The 14,674-nt window shown below is 73.3% G+C and carries 14 protein-coding genes and 1 pseudogene; 7 read left to right on the plus strand and 8 right to left on the minus strand.

What is annotated here, in order from left to right:
- Window positions 1–91: 91 nt before the first annotated feature.
- On the minus strand, window positions 92–934 hold the full coding sequence (locus ACFYVL_RS22375) for a hypothetical protein (RefSeq protein WP_389247429.1): 843 nt from the start codon (window positions 932–934) through the stop codon (window positions 92–94).
- A 345-nt stretch (window positions 935–1,279) separates the two neighbouring features.
- Between ACFYVL_RS22375 and ACFYVL_RS22380 the strand changes: the two genes are divergently transcribed.
- Entirely contained in the window at window positions 1,280–2,383 is a 1,104-nt protein-coding gene (locus ACFYVL_RS22380; RefSeq protein WP_389247431.1) for a Gfo/Idh/MocA family oxidoreductase, read from the plus strand.
- Between the two features lie 52 nt (window positions 2,384–2,435).
- On the opposite strand, the gene ACFYVL_RS22385 is transcribed toward ACFYVL_RS22380, so the two are convergent.
- From ACFYVL_RS22385 to ACFYVL_RS22410, 6 genes are all read right to left on the minus strand, one after another.
- The gene (locus ACFYVL_RS22385) at window positions 2,436–3,296 is read right to left on the minus strand and encodes a fumarylacetoacetate hydrolase family protein (protein WP_389247433.1); all 861 of its coding nucleotides are present in this window, start codon (window positions 3,294–3,296) and stop codon (window positions 2,436–2,438) included.
- Window positions 3,297–3,427: 131 nt separating this feature from the next.
- A complete protein-coding gene (locus ACFYVL_RS22390) occupies window positions 3,428–4,228 on the minus strand; it encodes a YidC/Oxa1 family membrane protein insertase (RefSeq protein ID WP_389247435.1) in 801 nt (266 codons plus the stop codon).
- 146 nt (window positions 4,229–4,374) lie between these two features.
- Window positions 4,375–4,647: a DUF6412 domain-containing protein gene (locus tag ACFYVL_RS22395; RefSeq protein WP_389247678.1), complete on the minus strand. Its 273-nt coding sequence runs from the start codon at window positions 4,645–4,647 to the stop codon at window positions 4,375–4,377.
- Window positions 4,648–4,777: 130 nt separating this feature from the next.
- Window positions 4,778–6,292 (minus strand): sodium:solute symporter, encoded by a 1,515-nt coding sequence (locus tag ACFYVL_RS22400; RefSeq protein ID WP_389247437.1) that lies wholly within the window; start codon window positions 6,290–6,292, stop codon window positions 4,778–4,780.
- On the minus strand, window positions 6,289–6,450 hold the full coding sequence (locus ACFYVL_RS22405) for a DUF3311 domain-containing protein (RefSeq protein WP_389247680.1): 162 nt from the start codon (window positions 6,448–6,450) through the stop codon (window positions 6,289–6,291). The genes ACFYVL_RS22400 and ACFYVL_RS22405 overlap by 4 nt, the downstream gene beginning before the upstream one ends.
- Before the next feature lie 452 nt (window positions 6,451–6,902).
- Window positions 6,903–7,817: a class E sortase gene (locus ACFYVL_RS22410; protein ID WP_389247439.1), complete on the minus strand. Its 915-nt coding sequence runs from the start codon at window positions 7,815–7,817 to the stop codon at window positions 6,903–6,905.
- Window positions 7,818–8,603: 786 nt separating this feature from the next.
- Between ACFYVL_RS22410 and ACFYVL_RS22415 the strand changes: the two genes are divergently transcribed.
- The 6 genes and pseudogenes from ACFYVL_RS22415 to ACFYVL_RS22440 all read left to right on the plus strand — a co-directional run bounded on the left by ACFYVL_RS22415 (window position 8,604) and on the right by ACFYVL_RS22440 (window position 12,847).
- Complete coding sequence (locus ACFYVL_RS22415; protein WP_389247682.1) at window positions 8,604–9,629, plus strand: SEC-C metal-binding domain-containing protein; 1,026 nt, start codon at window positions 8,604–8,606, stop codon at window positions 9,627–9,629.
- A 165-nt stretch (window positions 9,630–9,794) separates the two neighbouring features.
- Window positions 9,795–9,989: pseudogene (locus ACFYVL_RS22420) on the plus strand (Scr1 family TA system antitoxin-like transcriptional regulator); the annotation flags it as partial.
- Window positions 9,972–10,157, plus strand: a complete 186-nt coding sequence (locus tag ACFYVL_RS22425) for a DUF397 domain-containing protein (RefSeq protein WP_389247684.1) — start codon at window positions 9,972–9,974, stop codon at window positions 10,155–10,157. The pseudogene ACFYVL_RS22420 and the gene ACFYVL_RS22425, both read left to right, overlap by 18 nt.
- Window positions 10,158–10,397: 240 nt before the next feature.
- Window positions 10,398–11,162: an excalibur calcium-binding domain-containing protein gene (locus ACFYVL_RS22430; RefSeq protein WP_389247441.1), complete on the plus strand. Its 765-nt coding sequence runs from the start codon at window positions 10,398–10,400 to the stop codon at window positions 11,160–11,162.
- A gap of 222 nt (window positions 11,163–11,384) precedes the next feature.
- On the plus strand, window positions 11,385–12,293 hold the full coding sequence (locus tag ACFYVL_RS22435; RefSeq protein ID WP_389247443.1) for an excalibur calcium-binding domain-containing protein: 909 nt from the start codon (window positions 11,385–11,387) through the stop codon (window positions 12,291–12,293).
- A gap of 221 nt (window positions 12,294–12,514) precedes the next feature.
- On the plus strand, window positions 12,515–12,847 hold the full coding sequence (locus ACFYVL_RS22440) for a hypothetical protein (protein WP_389247445.1): 333 nt from the start codon (window positions 12,515–12,517) through the stop codon (window positions 12,845–12,847).
- A gap of 241 nt (window positions 12,848–13,088) precedes the next feature.
- On the opposite strand, the gene ACFYVL_RS22445 is transcribed toward ACFYVL_RS22440, so the two are convergent.
- On the minus strand, window positions 13,089–14,522 hold the full coding sequence (locus ACFYVL_RS22445) for a DUF445 domain-containing protein (protein ID WP_389247447.1): 1,434 nt from the start codon (window positions 14,520–14,522) through the stop codon (window positions 13,089–13,091).
- Window positions 14,523–14,674 lie beyond the last annotated feature (152 nt).

A 14,674-nucleotide genomic window follows, 5' to 3' on the forward strand; every position in this document is an offset into this window, starting at 1 on the left:
CGGGCGGGACGGCAGGGCGGGCGCCGCACGGGACGACGGGCGGGACCGGGCGGGGCGGTGGGGCGGGACGGGGCCGTGGGGTTCCGTCCGGTCAGCGTCCTCGCGGGGTGCGCGGCCGTCGGGCTCCCGCCACCAGCGCGCCACCGCCGAGGAGGAGGGCGACGGCGGCGGTGCCGAGGCCGGCCACGGAACCCCGGCCCGTCCGGGCGAGTTCGGCGGGGCTGCCGGCGCCCGCCGCGTAGCCGCCGTCCCCGGTGCCGCCGGTGCCGCCGCTATCGCCACCGCCGCCGGTCGGAAGGTCGGGGTCGAGGTCGAAGCGGTAGTCGCCGGACTCGCCGACCCAGTCCCCGTCGCCGCCCCTGCGCTGCACGACGGCGGTGTTCGCGACGACGGTGTTGCGCCGGGCCGCCTCGGTGAACCCGAGCCGGACCTTCACCGAGAGCGTGCTGCCCGCGCCGACGGTGAATCCGGGCAGCCCCTCGCCGAACACCCCGATGACCTCGTCTCGGTCGGTACGGAGCGCCGGGACGTCGTGCCAGACACCGGTGCTCGCGTCCTGGAACTCGGCCCGGACCTGTTCGGGGCGGAGTTTGCGCGCGCCGTCGACGAGGACGAGCACCGGGTGGATGTCGTGGCAGGCGGCATCGGTGGTGTTGGCGAGGTCGACGTACCACTCGGCGCTGTCCCCGCCGGGCTGGTAGGTGCCGGGCCCGCCGTGGACACGGGTGCCCAGCGGGAAGTCGGGGCTGCGCGGGTCCCCGCAGGAGGGCTGCTGCTGGTCGGCGGCGGGAGCGAGCACGGCGGCACCCGGGGCCAATGCCGGAGCGGCGGCGGCACCCTCGACCGGTGCGGGAGCGGCGGCGGCCACGGCACCCGGGGCCGGTGCGAGTGCCGCGACGGTCACTCCGGCCACAAACGCGCGGCGCAGTCGCATGAGCGGGCCTCTCCAGATGACGGGACGGAAGCGGAACGGAACGGAGTTGAACGGAACGGAGCGGTACGGGACCGGGGTGGCAGGGATCCTGCGGGAACCACCGCCCCGACCCGGCACGCCCACCCACCGGGCCCGCCGGGCCGTCCGGCGCGCGCGCCGCGGGCCATGGTGCGTGACCCTGCCACGCGTCCCCGCCGGACCGGCCGCGCCACCACCCCGTACCACCGAACAGCCCCGGGAATCCGCCCGTTCGGCCCAGCGCGCCCGCGCCTCGCCGCCTCCTGCCGAGCCCGCCGGCGGCCCACCTTTTTGCACAAGCCGCCACCCGTTGTTTAAGTGGAAACCATGACGCCCACAGCTGCCCCTGGCACCACTTCCTCCGCACCCCTCCGGGTGGCCCTGATCGGCTACGGACTGGCCGGTTCCGTCTTCCACGCCCCGATGATCGCGGCCACCGAGGGCCTGGTCCTCGACACGGTCGTCACGTCGAACGAGGAGCGCAGGCAGCAGGCCCTCGCCGAGTTCCCCGAGGTGCGTTTCGCCGCCGCGGCGCAGGAGCTGTGGGACCGGGCCGCCGAACTGGACCTGGTCGTCATCGCCTCCCCCAACAAGACGCACGTCGCGCTGGCGAGGGCGGCCCTCGAAGCGGGCCTGCCCGTGGTGGTGGACAAGCCGGTGGCCGGTACGGCTGCCGAGGCCCGCGAGCTGGCGGCCCAGGCCGCCGACCGCGGCCTGATGCTGTCGGTCTTCCAGAACCGCCGCTGGGACAACGACTTCCTCACCCTGCGCGCGCTGCTCGCGGACGGCGAACTGGGCGACGTACAGCGCTTCGAGTCGCGCTTCGAGCGGTGGCGTCCGCAGCCGAAGGGCGGCTGGCGCGAGTCCGGCGACCCGGCGGAGATCGGCGGCCTCCTCTACGACCTGGGCAGCCACGTCGTCGACCAGGCGCTCACCCTCTTCGGCCCGGCGACGCAGGTGTACGCGGAGTCGGACGTACGCCGTCCGGGGGCGCAGGCCGACGACGACACGTTCATCGCGCTGACCCACGCGAACGGGGTCCGCTCGCACCTGTACGTCAGCGCGACGGCCGCGCAGCTCGGCCCGCGCTTCAGGGTGCTGGGCTCGCGCGCGGGCTATGTGAAGTACGGCCTGGACCCCCAGGAGGCGGCGCTGCGCGAGGGCAGGCGCCCGCTGACGGACACCCCGTGGGGCGAGGAGCCGAAGGAGCTGTGGGGCCGGCTGGGCTCGGGCGAGTCGCCCCTGACGGGCGGCGGCACCCCGGTCCCGACCGCCCCGGGCGACTACCCGGCGTACTACGCGGCCGTCGCCGCCTGCCTCCGCGAAGGCGCGGAACCCCCGGTCACCGCCCTCCAGGCAGCCGCCGCCCTGGACGTCCTGGAAGCCGCCCGGGAGTCCGCCCGCGAGGGCACCACCGTCACCCTCCGCTGAACCCCTCCAGCGGCGTGGGGCCCGGGGCCGCCACGGGCCCCGGCCCCGCCCGCTACGCCCCCTTCAGCTCCTGCCGCTGGCGTCCCAGCCCCTCCACCTCCAGCTCCACCACGTCCCCGGCCCGCAGGTACGGCTTCGGCTCGGCCTGGCCCATGGCCACTCCCGCCGGCGTCCCGGTGTTGATGACGTCCCCGGGGTAGAGCGTCATGAACTGGGACACGTACCGCACGACCTCCCCCACGCCGAAGATCTGCTCGGCGGTGGTGCCGTCCTGTTTCAGTTCCCCGTTCACCCACAGCCGTACGCCCAGCTTCTGCGGATCCGGCACCTCGTCGGCCGTCACCAGCCACGGGCCCAGTGGGTTGAACGTCTCGCAGTTCTTGCCCTTGTCCCAGGTGCCGCCCCGCTCTATCTGGAACTCGCGCTCGGAGACGTCGTGCGAGGTGGCGTACCCGGCGACGCAGGCCAGCCCCTCCCGCGCGCTGTCCAGGTACCGGGCGGTGCGGCCCAGTACGACGGCCAGCTCGACCTCCCAGTCCGTCTTCACGCTGCCGCGGGGCACCAGGACGGTGTCGTTCGGGCCGACGACCGTGTCCGGCGCCTTGAAGAAGACGATGGGTTCCTCGGGGATCGCCTGGCCGGTCTCCGCCGCGTGGTCGTGGTAGTTCAGCCCGATACAGACGATCTTCCCGATCCGTCCCAGCGGCGGCCCGATCCGCAGCCCCGTCGCGTCGAGCACGGGCAGCGTGCCGGAACCGGCCGCCTCGCGGATCCGCGCCAGCTCGGCCGGGTCCGCCAGCAGGGCACCGTCGATGTCGCCGACCAGACCGGACAGGTCGCGCAGTGTCACGCCGTCCTCGTCGAGCAGGGCAGGCCGTTCGGCCCCGGGGGTGCCCACACGCAGCAGCTTCACAGTCGTCTCCTCGTGGTCGAAGGTCGCGCCCAACCCGGCCGTCGTGGAGCGGCCCGGCCACCGGAGAATTGTTCGATCCTCCAAGGTCGGGGCCCGCTGCGCAAGACCACGTTCACTGGCTGGACCGGCCGCTACCGCGCCCGCGCCACGGGACCGGCCTTCTTGGACCTCTCCACGGCGGGCGCCTGCGCGGGCCCGTCGGCGGGCCGCTCCCGGTGCAGCCACGCCCGTTCGGCCACGGTCCAGGCGGTCGTGGTCGCCACGTACAGCCCGGCGGCCAGCGGTACGACGGCGGCGGTGACGAGTGTGCCGAAGGACAGCAGCGGCAGCCACTTCAGCAGCCCTGTCCCGGGGGTGTTCGCCGTGCCCGCGCCCAGCGTCGGCTGCGGCAGCTCGGCGCCGGCCGCGTTGCGCCTCGCCCGCAGGAACGACCAGGTCGCGACCGCCGCGATCACCAGGAACAGCCCCGCGTAGACCACGCCCTGCGGGCCGAGGACCCCGCCGTCCGCCAGCGCGTCGGCCCAGCGCGACCCGAGCGGGGCGGCGAACAGCCGGTGCCCGAGCAGTTCGTTCGCCTCGTCCCCGACCTTCGCCGAGGAGAACACGTGGTACATCACGAAGAAGATCGGCAGCTGGAGAAGGGTGGGGAGAATTCCCGCGAACGGCGAGATCTTCTCCTCGGCGTGCAGGGCCAGGATCTCCTTCTGCATCCGCTCCGGATTCTTCGCGTGCTTCTTCCGTACGGCGGCCAGTCGCGGAGCCAGTTTCCGCCGGGCCTTCTCCCCGCGTGCGGCGGCTCGGGCCAGCGGGTGGAGTGCGATACGTACGAGCATGGTGAAGGCGACGATGGCGGCTGCGGTGGCGGAGGCGGCGAAAAGCGGTTCGAGCAGGCCGGCCAGCGCCTCCACGAGGGAAGCGAAAAGGGAATACATGGGAAAGAGCCCTCCGGGGGTCTCGTCCTACCGAAGAAATGCGGAAGAAATCGGTATGACGACCCACGAGGGGCTCGGGCGGAAATTGGGGGCACCGCCCCCACCGGGAGCGGAACTGCTCCCGCGCCCCACCGGGGCGCGGACCCCTACGCGGCCGTCGGGGAGAGACGGCCCGGGGCACGCGGGCGTGGCCTGCCCGCCGCGTCGGGATCGCGCTGCGCGAGGAAGGCGGTGCGCCGCTCGCGGTCGCGGATGGCGGTGCGCACCTTCGTCCGCGGGACGACGGGCGCGCTGCGGCCGGCCAGGACGGCGCAGGCGATGAGCGCGGCACCGGCGGTGGCGGTGGCGGCGAGGGCGACGGCACCGGCGAAGCCGAAGCCGCCGAGGTCGAAGAGGACCTGGGCCAGCAGGAAGAACATCAGCAGTGCGTAGCGCGCACGCCCGGCGTTCCTGATCACGCCCGTTCCTCCTTCCGTTCCGTCCGTGCCGCGCACCACGCGCAGCACTCACCGCTCGCCCGCCGCCACTCGCGACGTAACGCGACTGTCCTCAGCGAGCCACGAGCTCGCCGTCCTTGGCCAGTGGGTCACCGTGCGGGTCCCGGGCCAGTACGTCGGCGTCGGGCCGCTCGTCGCGCTCGCCCGGCCCACCGAAGGAGACGGCGAGGGCGACGAGAAGGTTCAGCGCGAGCGCCACAATTCCCGCATTGGTTCCCCACACCGGATCGTTCCCGGTGAACACCAGCAGGCACACGGCCGCCACCCCCACCACGAGCCCGCTCAGCGCCCCGGCGAGCGTGAGCTTCCGCCACAGCAGCCCCAGCAGCAGCATGGGCAGGAGCTGGGCCATGCCCTCGTAGGAGATGAGCGAGAGCCGCACCAGGGTGTTGGGCGCGGTGTACGTCAGCACCAGCGCGAGCGCCCCCGCCACGACCACGACCAGCTGCGAGGCCGCCTTCTCCCGCCCCCGCCACCTGGGCACGAGCCCGAGCACGCTGCGCCCCCACATGGTTCCGATGACCAGCATGAACACGGCCATGGGCACGATCGAGGAGAGCGCGGCGGCGACTCCGACGACGCCCACCGCCCAGGCCGGCAGCGAGTCGACGACCAGCTTGAACAGCGCCAGGTTCGAGTCGGCCCCGGCCAGCCCGGGGACGACGAAGAGGGCGGCGATGCCCAGCAGCATCGGGATGAACAGCAGGACGTTGTACGCGGGCAGCCAGATCGCGTTGCGCCGCAGCCCGTCGGCGGACTTGGCCCCGAGGTAGCCGGCCACGGTGGTCGGGAAGATCACCACGGTCAGCGAGTTCAGGAAGGAGGTCGTGATGAACCACCACTGCCCGAAACCGCTGTCCCCGTGCCCGGGGAAGGTCAGCCACTCCTGCTTCTCCGCGACCACCCGGTCCAGGAAGGGCTCGTATCCGCCGAAGTAATGCAGCGGCACGTAAACGGCCAGGAATCCCAGGGTCAGAATCACCAGCGCGTCCTTCAGCACCGAAACCCAGGCACTGCCCCGGAGTCCGCTCACCACGACGAATCCCACGGTGACGGCGAATCCGATGAAATAGGCCCAGTTGAGGCTGATGGCACCATACGAAATGGTCGAGACGACCACTCCCATTCCGGTGATCTGCAACTGGATGTACGGCAGCAGGAAGACGGAGGCGAGCACGGCGACCACCGCGCCCAGCCACTTCTTCCCGTACCGGTGGGCGACCATGTCGGTGATCCCGACGAGCGAGTGCCAGCGCGCGTACGCCCACAGCATCGGCCCCACCACGTACCCCACGGCGTAGCCGCAGGACATGTAGGCGACGACGTACAGGACGGGCGCCCCGTAGTTGTACCCCCACCCGGCGGCGCCGAGGTAACTGAAACTCGTGTAGCCCTCCCCTGCCATCAACACCCAGACGAAGACGGCGCCCAGACTGCGCCCGCCCACCGACCACTCGGCGAGCCCGCCGCTCCCGCCCCCGCGCCCGCGCATGGCGAGCAGGCCGAGCCCGACGGTCCCCACCATGAAGACACCGAAGATGGACGTCGCCACCACTGCGGAACTCATCGCCGGTGATCCCCCCGCCAGGTCAGCCACACCGCGACGGGCGTGAGAAGAGTGGCCCCGAGCAGCCACACGAACAGGAACGGCAGCCCGAGAACCACCGGCTGCACCCGGTTCACCAGCGGCAGGGCGCCCAGGTAGAGCACATAGGGCACGAGCAGCCAGAGCAACTGCGGGCGCCGCTTGAGGAGATGGGGCGGACGGGGGTGGGTGGGGGTGCTGGGCGCGCCGGGGGCGCCGGACGCGCTGGGCATGCCGGTCTCGCTGGGCGCACTGGGAGCGCCGGGAGCGCCGGTCCCACTGAGCGCGCCGGTCCCACTGGGCACTCCTGGCCCCCGGGACCCCTCGCCAGAACCACTGGCACTACTGGCACCACCGGCACCACCGGCTCTCCTGGCAGCACTGGCGCCACCGGCACCACGGCCTCCACTGCCACCACCGGAATCATCTGGATCACTTCGCACGCCCGCGACCCTAGCGGCCCGTCCGGCGGAGGGGGCCGGGCAACCGGGCCGGAGCGCCACGAGCCGGACCGGGCGGCCGAACCCGGCCGGCCGCTCCGGCCACGGGGCCGACCCGGCACGCACCAGCACCTGCCGGGGCCTTCCAGCGCTTACCGGGGCCGCACCCGCGCCAACTTGCCCCACACCACCAGCCGGTACCGGGAGGTGAACTCGGGGGTGCAGGTGGTGAGCGTGAGGTAGTACCCCGGCTCGCGGTATCCGTACCCCTGCTTGACCCCGCTCCTCGGCACGGCCCCGATGACGTCCACGTCCCGCGCCGAGGTCTGCGCGATGCCGCCGCTGACCACGTACGTGTAGACGGCCTCGCGGGTCTCCACCACGACCTCGTCGCCCGTGCGGAGCCGGTTGATGTACCGGAAGGGCTCGCCGTGGGTGTTGCGGTGCCCGGCCACGGCGAAGTTCCCGGCGGTGCCGGGCTGCGCGGTCCCGGGGTAGTGCCCCACGTAACCCTTGTCGAGCACCCCGCGTTTGCTGACGCCTGCGGCGACCGGCGCCACGACGCCCACCTTGGGGATCCGCAGGACGGCGTACGCCTGGTCCCAACGGGGCGGCCCGACCCGCCGCGTCCCCCCACTGCCGCGCCCGCCCTCCCACTGTTCCCGCTGCCGTACGACATCCGGGGCGCCGGCGCTCCCGGGCACGGCGGCGGGAGGCTCGCCCGCACCGCTCTCCCCCGCACCGTCGGCGGGCGGCGGCGGGACGTCGGGGGCGTCGGCGGGCATCGCCCCCCACTCCTCCACCAGGGCCCGTACGGTGTCGCGGGCCCCGCCCTTGGCCTCCTGGTTGGTCCACCACAGCTGGTGCGCCACCAGGAGCATCAGTACGACGCCACAGGTGACGGCGAACTCGGCCCCGATCCACAGACCGTGGGCAAGCGGCGACCGCCGGGGCTCGGCCGACCGGGACGGGCCCGAAGACTCCTCCGCCTTGGCCGGGCCCCAGGGCGCCGCCGCCCTGGAGGGGCCGAAAGCCTCCTCCGCCTTGGTCCGGTCCCAAGCCCCCACCGCCCTGGAGGGCCCCGAAGACCCCACCACCCTGGCCCGGCGCCAAGACCCCGCCGCCCCGGGGCCGGGCCGAAACCGCTGCCCACCGGAGGGCCCGCTCCGGGCCACGACACCCGCGTACCACTGCCGAAGCCGCCGAGCCCACGGACTCCGACTGCGCACGACAGCGCGGCGGTACCGAAGCCGCCGACCACGCTCCGACCCACCGCCGTACCGAAGCAGCCCACCACGCTCCACCCGACCGCCGTACCGAAGCCGCCCACCACGCCCCGACCCACCGCCGTACCGAGGACCGCGCCCACTCCGCCGCCTGAACACGGCGCGCACCTTAGGCGCAAGCCCGCGAAGTCACCATCCCCACAACGCGATTGCCCGTCCCCCGCACGACACGAACGGCCTGGGCCCGAGCCCGCACACCCCCAACCCACACCGAAGGGGCCCAACACCGAAGGGACCCACCACCTCACCCACTCACCCACTCACCCACCCCCACCGAAAGGTCCCCACCCCCGCATCCGCCCCCCCGCACCCGAATCAGCCACTAACCGGAGGTTCCGCCACCACTCGGAGGTTCCGCCACCACCCGGACGTTCCTCCGCCGCTCCACCGGGGAACGCTCCTGCCATGCACCGCCCGACACCCTCCGCCGCCCCCGCACCGGCCGCCTCCGCCGCGGCCACGGCCGCCCCTGCGGGGGCCACCCGCCAGGCTGCTCCCGAGAACGCTCCCCGCCCCGAAGTTCCGCACCCTCTCACCCACGCCCCGTACAGCAGTACGGTGTCCACCATGCGCCCCGACACGCCTTCGCCCGCCGACCACACGACCGAAGCCGAGCGTCTGCTGCGCACCGCGGCGCAGTACCCGGAGGACCAGGAGCCCCTGCTCCTCCAGGCGGCGGCCCACCTCGAACTCTCCGGGGACCGCGCCCGCGCGGCCACCCTCTACGACCAGCTCCTCACCACCACGCCCGAGGACCCGCACCTGATCAAGGCCCTCAAGGCGGCCAACCTCTGGGAGTACGGCCACGAGGCCGAGGCCCGCGCGATCATCGACGGCATCCGCACGGCCGCCCCGCGCACCGCCCAGCCGTGGGCAGTGATCGCCGAGGCTCTCGAAAACCACGACGAACTCCAGCAGGCCCACGACGCGTACACGACGTCCCTGACCCTCCTCGTGGACCCCTCGGAGTCCGAGGTCCCGTACGCCACCCGCCCGCTCCTCACCGGTCGGCACCGGGTACGGCGGATGCTGGGCAAGGCGCACGACAGCTGGGACGCCCTGGCGGACACGGTCAACCCGGGCCCGGTGCCGCTGGACGAACTCCACGACCCCAAGCGCCTGTGGGCCCTCGGCTCCTCGGACCCGGCGGAACTGCGGGCCGAAATCACCCGTCTCCAGGCGGAGTTGGGCTCCTACCGGGCGGCGCTCTCCCGCCCGTTCCCGGTCGCTCTCCTCCATTGGCCGGCCGCGGAGTACGAAGAGCTCCGCGCCACCCACCCCACGCTGGCCGCCGAGTACCCGCCCACCCACACCGAGCACCTGGCCACCGTGGAGTCCTCCCTCCGCGAACTCTCCACGGCCGGCACCCCGAACCTGGGTGTGGTCACCGGCTCCATCCCCTCCTACGAAGCCTTCGCCGCCTCGGAACGGACGTCCCCGGACTCCCCGTCCCTCCTGGCCGAATACGCCACCACCCTGGCGGCACGAGGCCGCGCGGTCCCCTGGCCCCCCTTGGCCTCCGCCCCCTGCTGGTGCGGCTCGGGCGACGCGTACCGGGAGTGCCACGGAGGCCCGGCGACAACGGCGGGCTGACCCGTCCCCGAACGGTGCGGCGCCCCCGGCCCCGGGCGCCGCACGGCGGCCACGCGCGGCAGCATGGCCTGGTGACCCCACTTTCCCCACGTAGGACTCTCGCCAGGCGGCAACCGATGCGATCAGGAGCAGGGCAGATTGTCGGGGGCGCCTGCTAATACTTCTCTGCCCTTTGATGCGGGTGCATACCCGGCAACGGGGACGTACACGATCCTCGGGTTCCCCGAGCAAGAGAACCCCGACGTTGTCTACCGGGAAGGACTCACCGACTCGGTCTACCTGGAACAACCCTCGGACGTGCACCTTTACACGCGAGCGTTCGACCACCTTCGGGCGCTGGCATTGAGTCCGCAGAGATCAACAGCCTTCAGCAACGGATCCGGCGGCGAGTGCGTCGAATTCGCGCCGCTCGCGCAGCACGCCGCCGTCCGGGACTCCAAGTTTCCCGGCGGTCCCGCCCTCGCCCTTTCCCACCCCACCTGGGCCGTCTTCGTGCGGGCCGTCCAGCGGGGAGCCCTCAAGCCCTAGTCAGGATGAGTCGGCGTTTGCGGCCACCTTCGCCCTCCACCCCTGGGCCGCAGCGTCCCGGGGTGTCATCATCAGCCCCGCGAGTCACTTCCGGTTCAGATGCCTGGGGGGCACATGCACAAGAGCAGCGCGCGGCGTCGTCTGCGGGTGGTGGGGATAGGTGGGGCCGCCGCTCTGGGGGCGGTAGCCCTGACCGGGTGCATGGGGAACGGGGGCGGGGGTGCCAGGCCCGGGGCCGGGGTGCCGGCGGTTGCCTCGACCGCGCCGTCCGGGGTCGGGAAGGTACGGCTGGATCTCGTCGACGACGAGACGAGCGGGCCTTCGGAGCGGCAGATCATCATCGCCGCGCTGGCCAACGACAAGGGGTCGTCGGCCACCGGGGAGATCGCAGGGGACGTGACCCGGGAGGTCGCGTCCGGGCGGTACGCGCTGAGCATCCCGGTCGGTCCCCGCAACGGGAAGGTGACCCTCAGCGGGACGAACCTCGTGTACGTCTCCACCGCCGGGTACGTGGGGACGGACGAGTTCACCTACGAGGTGGCGGGCAAGGGCGCCGGCGCCGTCAAGGACACCGCCGTCGTACGGATCACCGTCAACGAGCCGCTGCGGGCCACCGAACCGCCCGAGGAGCCGGACGAGCCGGAGGAGACCGAGGGGCCGGAGGAGACCGGGCAGCCGGAGCACTCCGGCGAGCCGGGCGCCCAGGACAGTGGTTCACCCACCCAGCACGCCGCGTACTACGCCGACTGCGCCGCCGTGCGGGCCGCGGGGGCCGCGCCCATCCGCAGTGGTGATCCGGGGTACGGCCGCCATCTCGACCGGGACGGGGACGGCGTGGCCTGCGGCGGCAAGGCGGGCAAGCCGCACGAGGGCGGCCAGAGCGGCGTCTTCTACAAGAACTGTGCCGCCGTGCGGGCCGTCGGCGCCGATCCCATCCGGCGGGGCGACCCCGGGTACGGGCCCCATCTGGACAGCGACGGGGACGGGACCGGCTGCGACTGGTGAGGCGGGTGACTGGTCCGTGATGCGGGTGACCGGTCGGTGAGGTGCGCGACCGGTCGGTGAGGTGCGCGATCGGACGGTGAGGAGGGTTGGGCTGGGCCTGGTGCAGCGGTGGCGGAAGTAAACCGGTCACTTTCAGCCATTCGACCATCACTCCCTCACTTCTCCTTCACATAAATGTCATCATCGGCCCCTCAGTTCACTTTCATTGGCCTTGGGGGGCACATGCGGAAGAACGGCGCGGCGCGCAGACGGCGGGCGGGGGCGATAGGGATCGGCGGTGCCGCGGCGATATCGCTCGTGCTGACCGGGTGCGAGGGAGGCGCGAGCGGGGCCGACAAGGCACGGGACGCGAAGCCGGTGGCGGTGCGGACCACCGCCCCGCCCACGCCCACCGCCGCGAAGACGGCGCTCGACCTGGTGGACGACTCGGCGAGCGGGCAGGGCGGCAAGCAGATCGTGGTGGCCGCGCTGGCCAATGACACCCTCACCGGTACCGGCGCCGAGGACGCGGACGTGGCCCGAGCCGTCGGGGCCGGGACGTACGCGCTGACCGTGTCCGTCAAGCCGCAGCACGGGACTGCCGTCGTCAGCGGAACGAACCTCGTCTACACCGCGACCGCCGGTTACACGGGCGCGGACGAGTTCACCTACCAGGTGGCGGGGAAGGGCGCGGGCGCCGTCAGCGACACCGCCGTCGTACGGATCAACGTCAGCGCGCCCGCGAGCACTCCCAAGGCTCCCTCGGTGCCCAAGCCCAGGAAGACCGCCAAGCCGCCCGAGCCCACCGTGTACTACGCGAACTGCTCCGCCGTACGGGCCGCGGGCGCCGCGCCCATCCACCGCGGCGACCCCGGATACGCCCGCCACCTCGACCGCGACGGCGACGGCGTCGGCTGCGAGAGCTCGTCCGGGACCTCCGGAGGGTCGGGAGGGTCCTCCGGCGGGTCCACGGGCGGGTCGTCCGGCGGGTCCTCCAGCGGCGGGACCAGTGGTGGATCGTCCGGTGGCGGTGCCACGTACTACAAGAACTGCACCGCCGTACGGGCCGCCGGTGCCGCGCCCATCCACCGCGGCGACCCCGGATACGCCCGCCACCTCGACCGCGACGGCGACGGCGTCGGCTGCGAGTGAGACCGGCCCCGGCATCGGGCCGGTGATGGGCCGGTGACCGTGCGGGAGCCGGACCGGGTGCGGAACGGGTGCGGCGGTGCGCGGAGGGGTGCGGGGCTTGTGCGCGGGCGTACGGATGCGGCCGTGAGTACGCGCCGTGACGTTACGGCCAGTGCTTTCGTTAGCCTCGGGAGCGCAGACGTGCCACAGGCGCACGTCGGATCCAGCAGGAGGCAAGTGTCATGGCGAAGGTGCCCGCATCCGTAGTGGCCGCGACCGGGCTCGTCGGTGGTTACGGGGTTGCCCGGTGGACGAAGAAGCGGCCGTTGGGCGGAGTGGCGCTCGCGGCGGCCGGTGCGGTGGCGGCCCGGCAGTGGCAGCAGGCGGCCGGGACCAAGGCCGCGATCGGGCTGACCGGGGCGTACGTGGCCGCCTTCGCCGGGTCGCACCCGTTGGCGAAGAAGGTCGGGGCGTGGCCCGCGGTGTTCGCCGTGGCCGGTGGCGTCGCGGTGGCCTCCTGGGCCACGACCCGGTGCGGCTCGCGGTGCGGGGCCGCCGCGGATGCGGACGCGTAGCCACGCCGTAGGGACGCGAGTGCGGGCGGGAGGGGAGGGCGAGGGGCGGCACGGTGGCCCCCGCCCTCCCCTTCCGCGTACTCGGCTCACGTACGCTGCCCCGCGCGGGTGAGCGGCCGTACGTCCCCCGTAGGCGGCCCCCGCGCGGGTCAGCGACTGCGCGGGAGCCGTACCGCAGCCCCAGCGCGGGTGATCGGCCGCGCGGCGCCGCACCGCCGCCCCGTACGCCCGCGCGCAGCGGCTACGCGCCGAACGCCGTCGAGACCGTGTAGATCAGCAGGCCGACCAGCGCACCCACCACCGTTCCGTTGATCCGGATGAACTGGAGGTCGCGGCCGATGTGGGCCTCGATCTTCTTCGACGTGTGGTCGGCGTCCCAGCCGGCGACCGTGTCCGTGATGAGGGACGTGATCTCGGAGCGGTACGTGGTGATGACGTACACCGCCGCGCCCTCGACCCAGCCCTCCAGCTTGCGCTGCAGGCGGCCGTCCGTCGCCAGCCGCGTACCGAGGGAGATCAGGGAGGCGCGGACGCGCAGCCGCAGTTCGGAGCGGTCGTCGTCGGCGGCGGCGATGATCATCGAACGGACCGCGGACCACGCGGAGGCGATGACGTCCTGGACCTCGGAGCGGTTGAGGATGTCCGACTTGAAGCGTTCGACCCGGGCGCGGGTCTCGGAGTCCGACTGGAGGTCGGTCGCGAAGTCGGCCAGGAAGCGGTCGATGGCGCCGCGGGCCGGGTGGCTGGGCATGTCCCGCATCTCGGTGACGAAGCGGAGCAGCTCCTTGTAGACCCGGTCGCCGATCTTGCGGTCGACGAAACGGGGGGTCCAGCCGGGGGCGCCGCCCTGTACCGCGTCCATCACCGAGTCGCCGTGCTCCACCAGCCAGTCGTGCGCGCGGGTGCAGATCAGGTCGACGGCCCGGTGGTGGGCGCCGTCCGCGACCACCTTGTCCAGTGCCTTGCCCAGGCCCGGGGCGATCTCGGCGGCGTCCGCGCGGCGGGTGATCGCCTCGCCGACGACCGCCTGGACGTCGGAGTCGCGCAGCACGGTGAGGGCGCCGCGCAGCGCGGTGGCCAGTTCCTCGGTGACGCGGTCGGCGTGCGCGGGTTCGGCGAGCCAGGCGCCGAGCCTGCCGCCCATGTCGAGAGGGGCGAGGCGGGCCCTGATGACGTCCTCGGAGAGGAAGTTCTCGCCAACGAACTCGCCCAGCGAGACGCCGAGCTGGTCCTTCTTCGTGGGGATGATCGCGGTGTGCGGGATGGGGATGCCCAGGGGGTGCTTGAAGAGCGCGGTGACCGCGAACCAGTCGGCCATCGCGCCGACCATGCCGGCCTCGGCCGCCGCGGCGACGTAACCGGGCCAGCCGGTGAGGCCCTGGTGCTCGGCCCACTTGGCGAGGACGTACACGACGGCGACGAAGAGGAGCAGGCCGGTGGCGGTGGCCTTCATCCGGCGCACACCACGCCGCCGCTCCTCGTCGGCGGCACTGAAGGCGAAGGGCGGCCGGGCGGCGGGGGCGGGGGCGGCCCTGCCCGTGCCGGGACGGCCGGTGCCGGGTCGTTCAGTGGCGGGACGATCCGTGCCGGGAAGTTCCGTGCCGGGGCCGTCCGTGCCGGGAAGTTCCGTGCCTGGACGGCCCGTGCCGACATGGTCCCTGTCGGATCGGCCCACGCCGGACCCGCCCGCGCCGGACCCGGTGCCGTCGGACCCACTGCCGCCGGAACCGGTGCCGCCGAACCCGTCACGCCCTTCACGCCCGTCCGGCTCGTCCCCTCGTCCGTCGGGTTGGTTCCCGGCCGCCGTCCTGCCGTCCCTGCGATCCA

It is taken from the genome of Streptomyces sp. NPDC004111 (assembly GCF_042874215.1).
GTDB lineage: Bacteria > Actinomycetota > Actinomycetes > Streptomycetales > Streptomycetaceae > Streptomyces.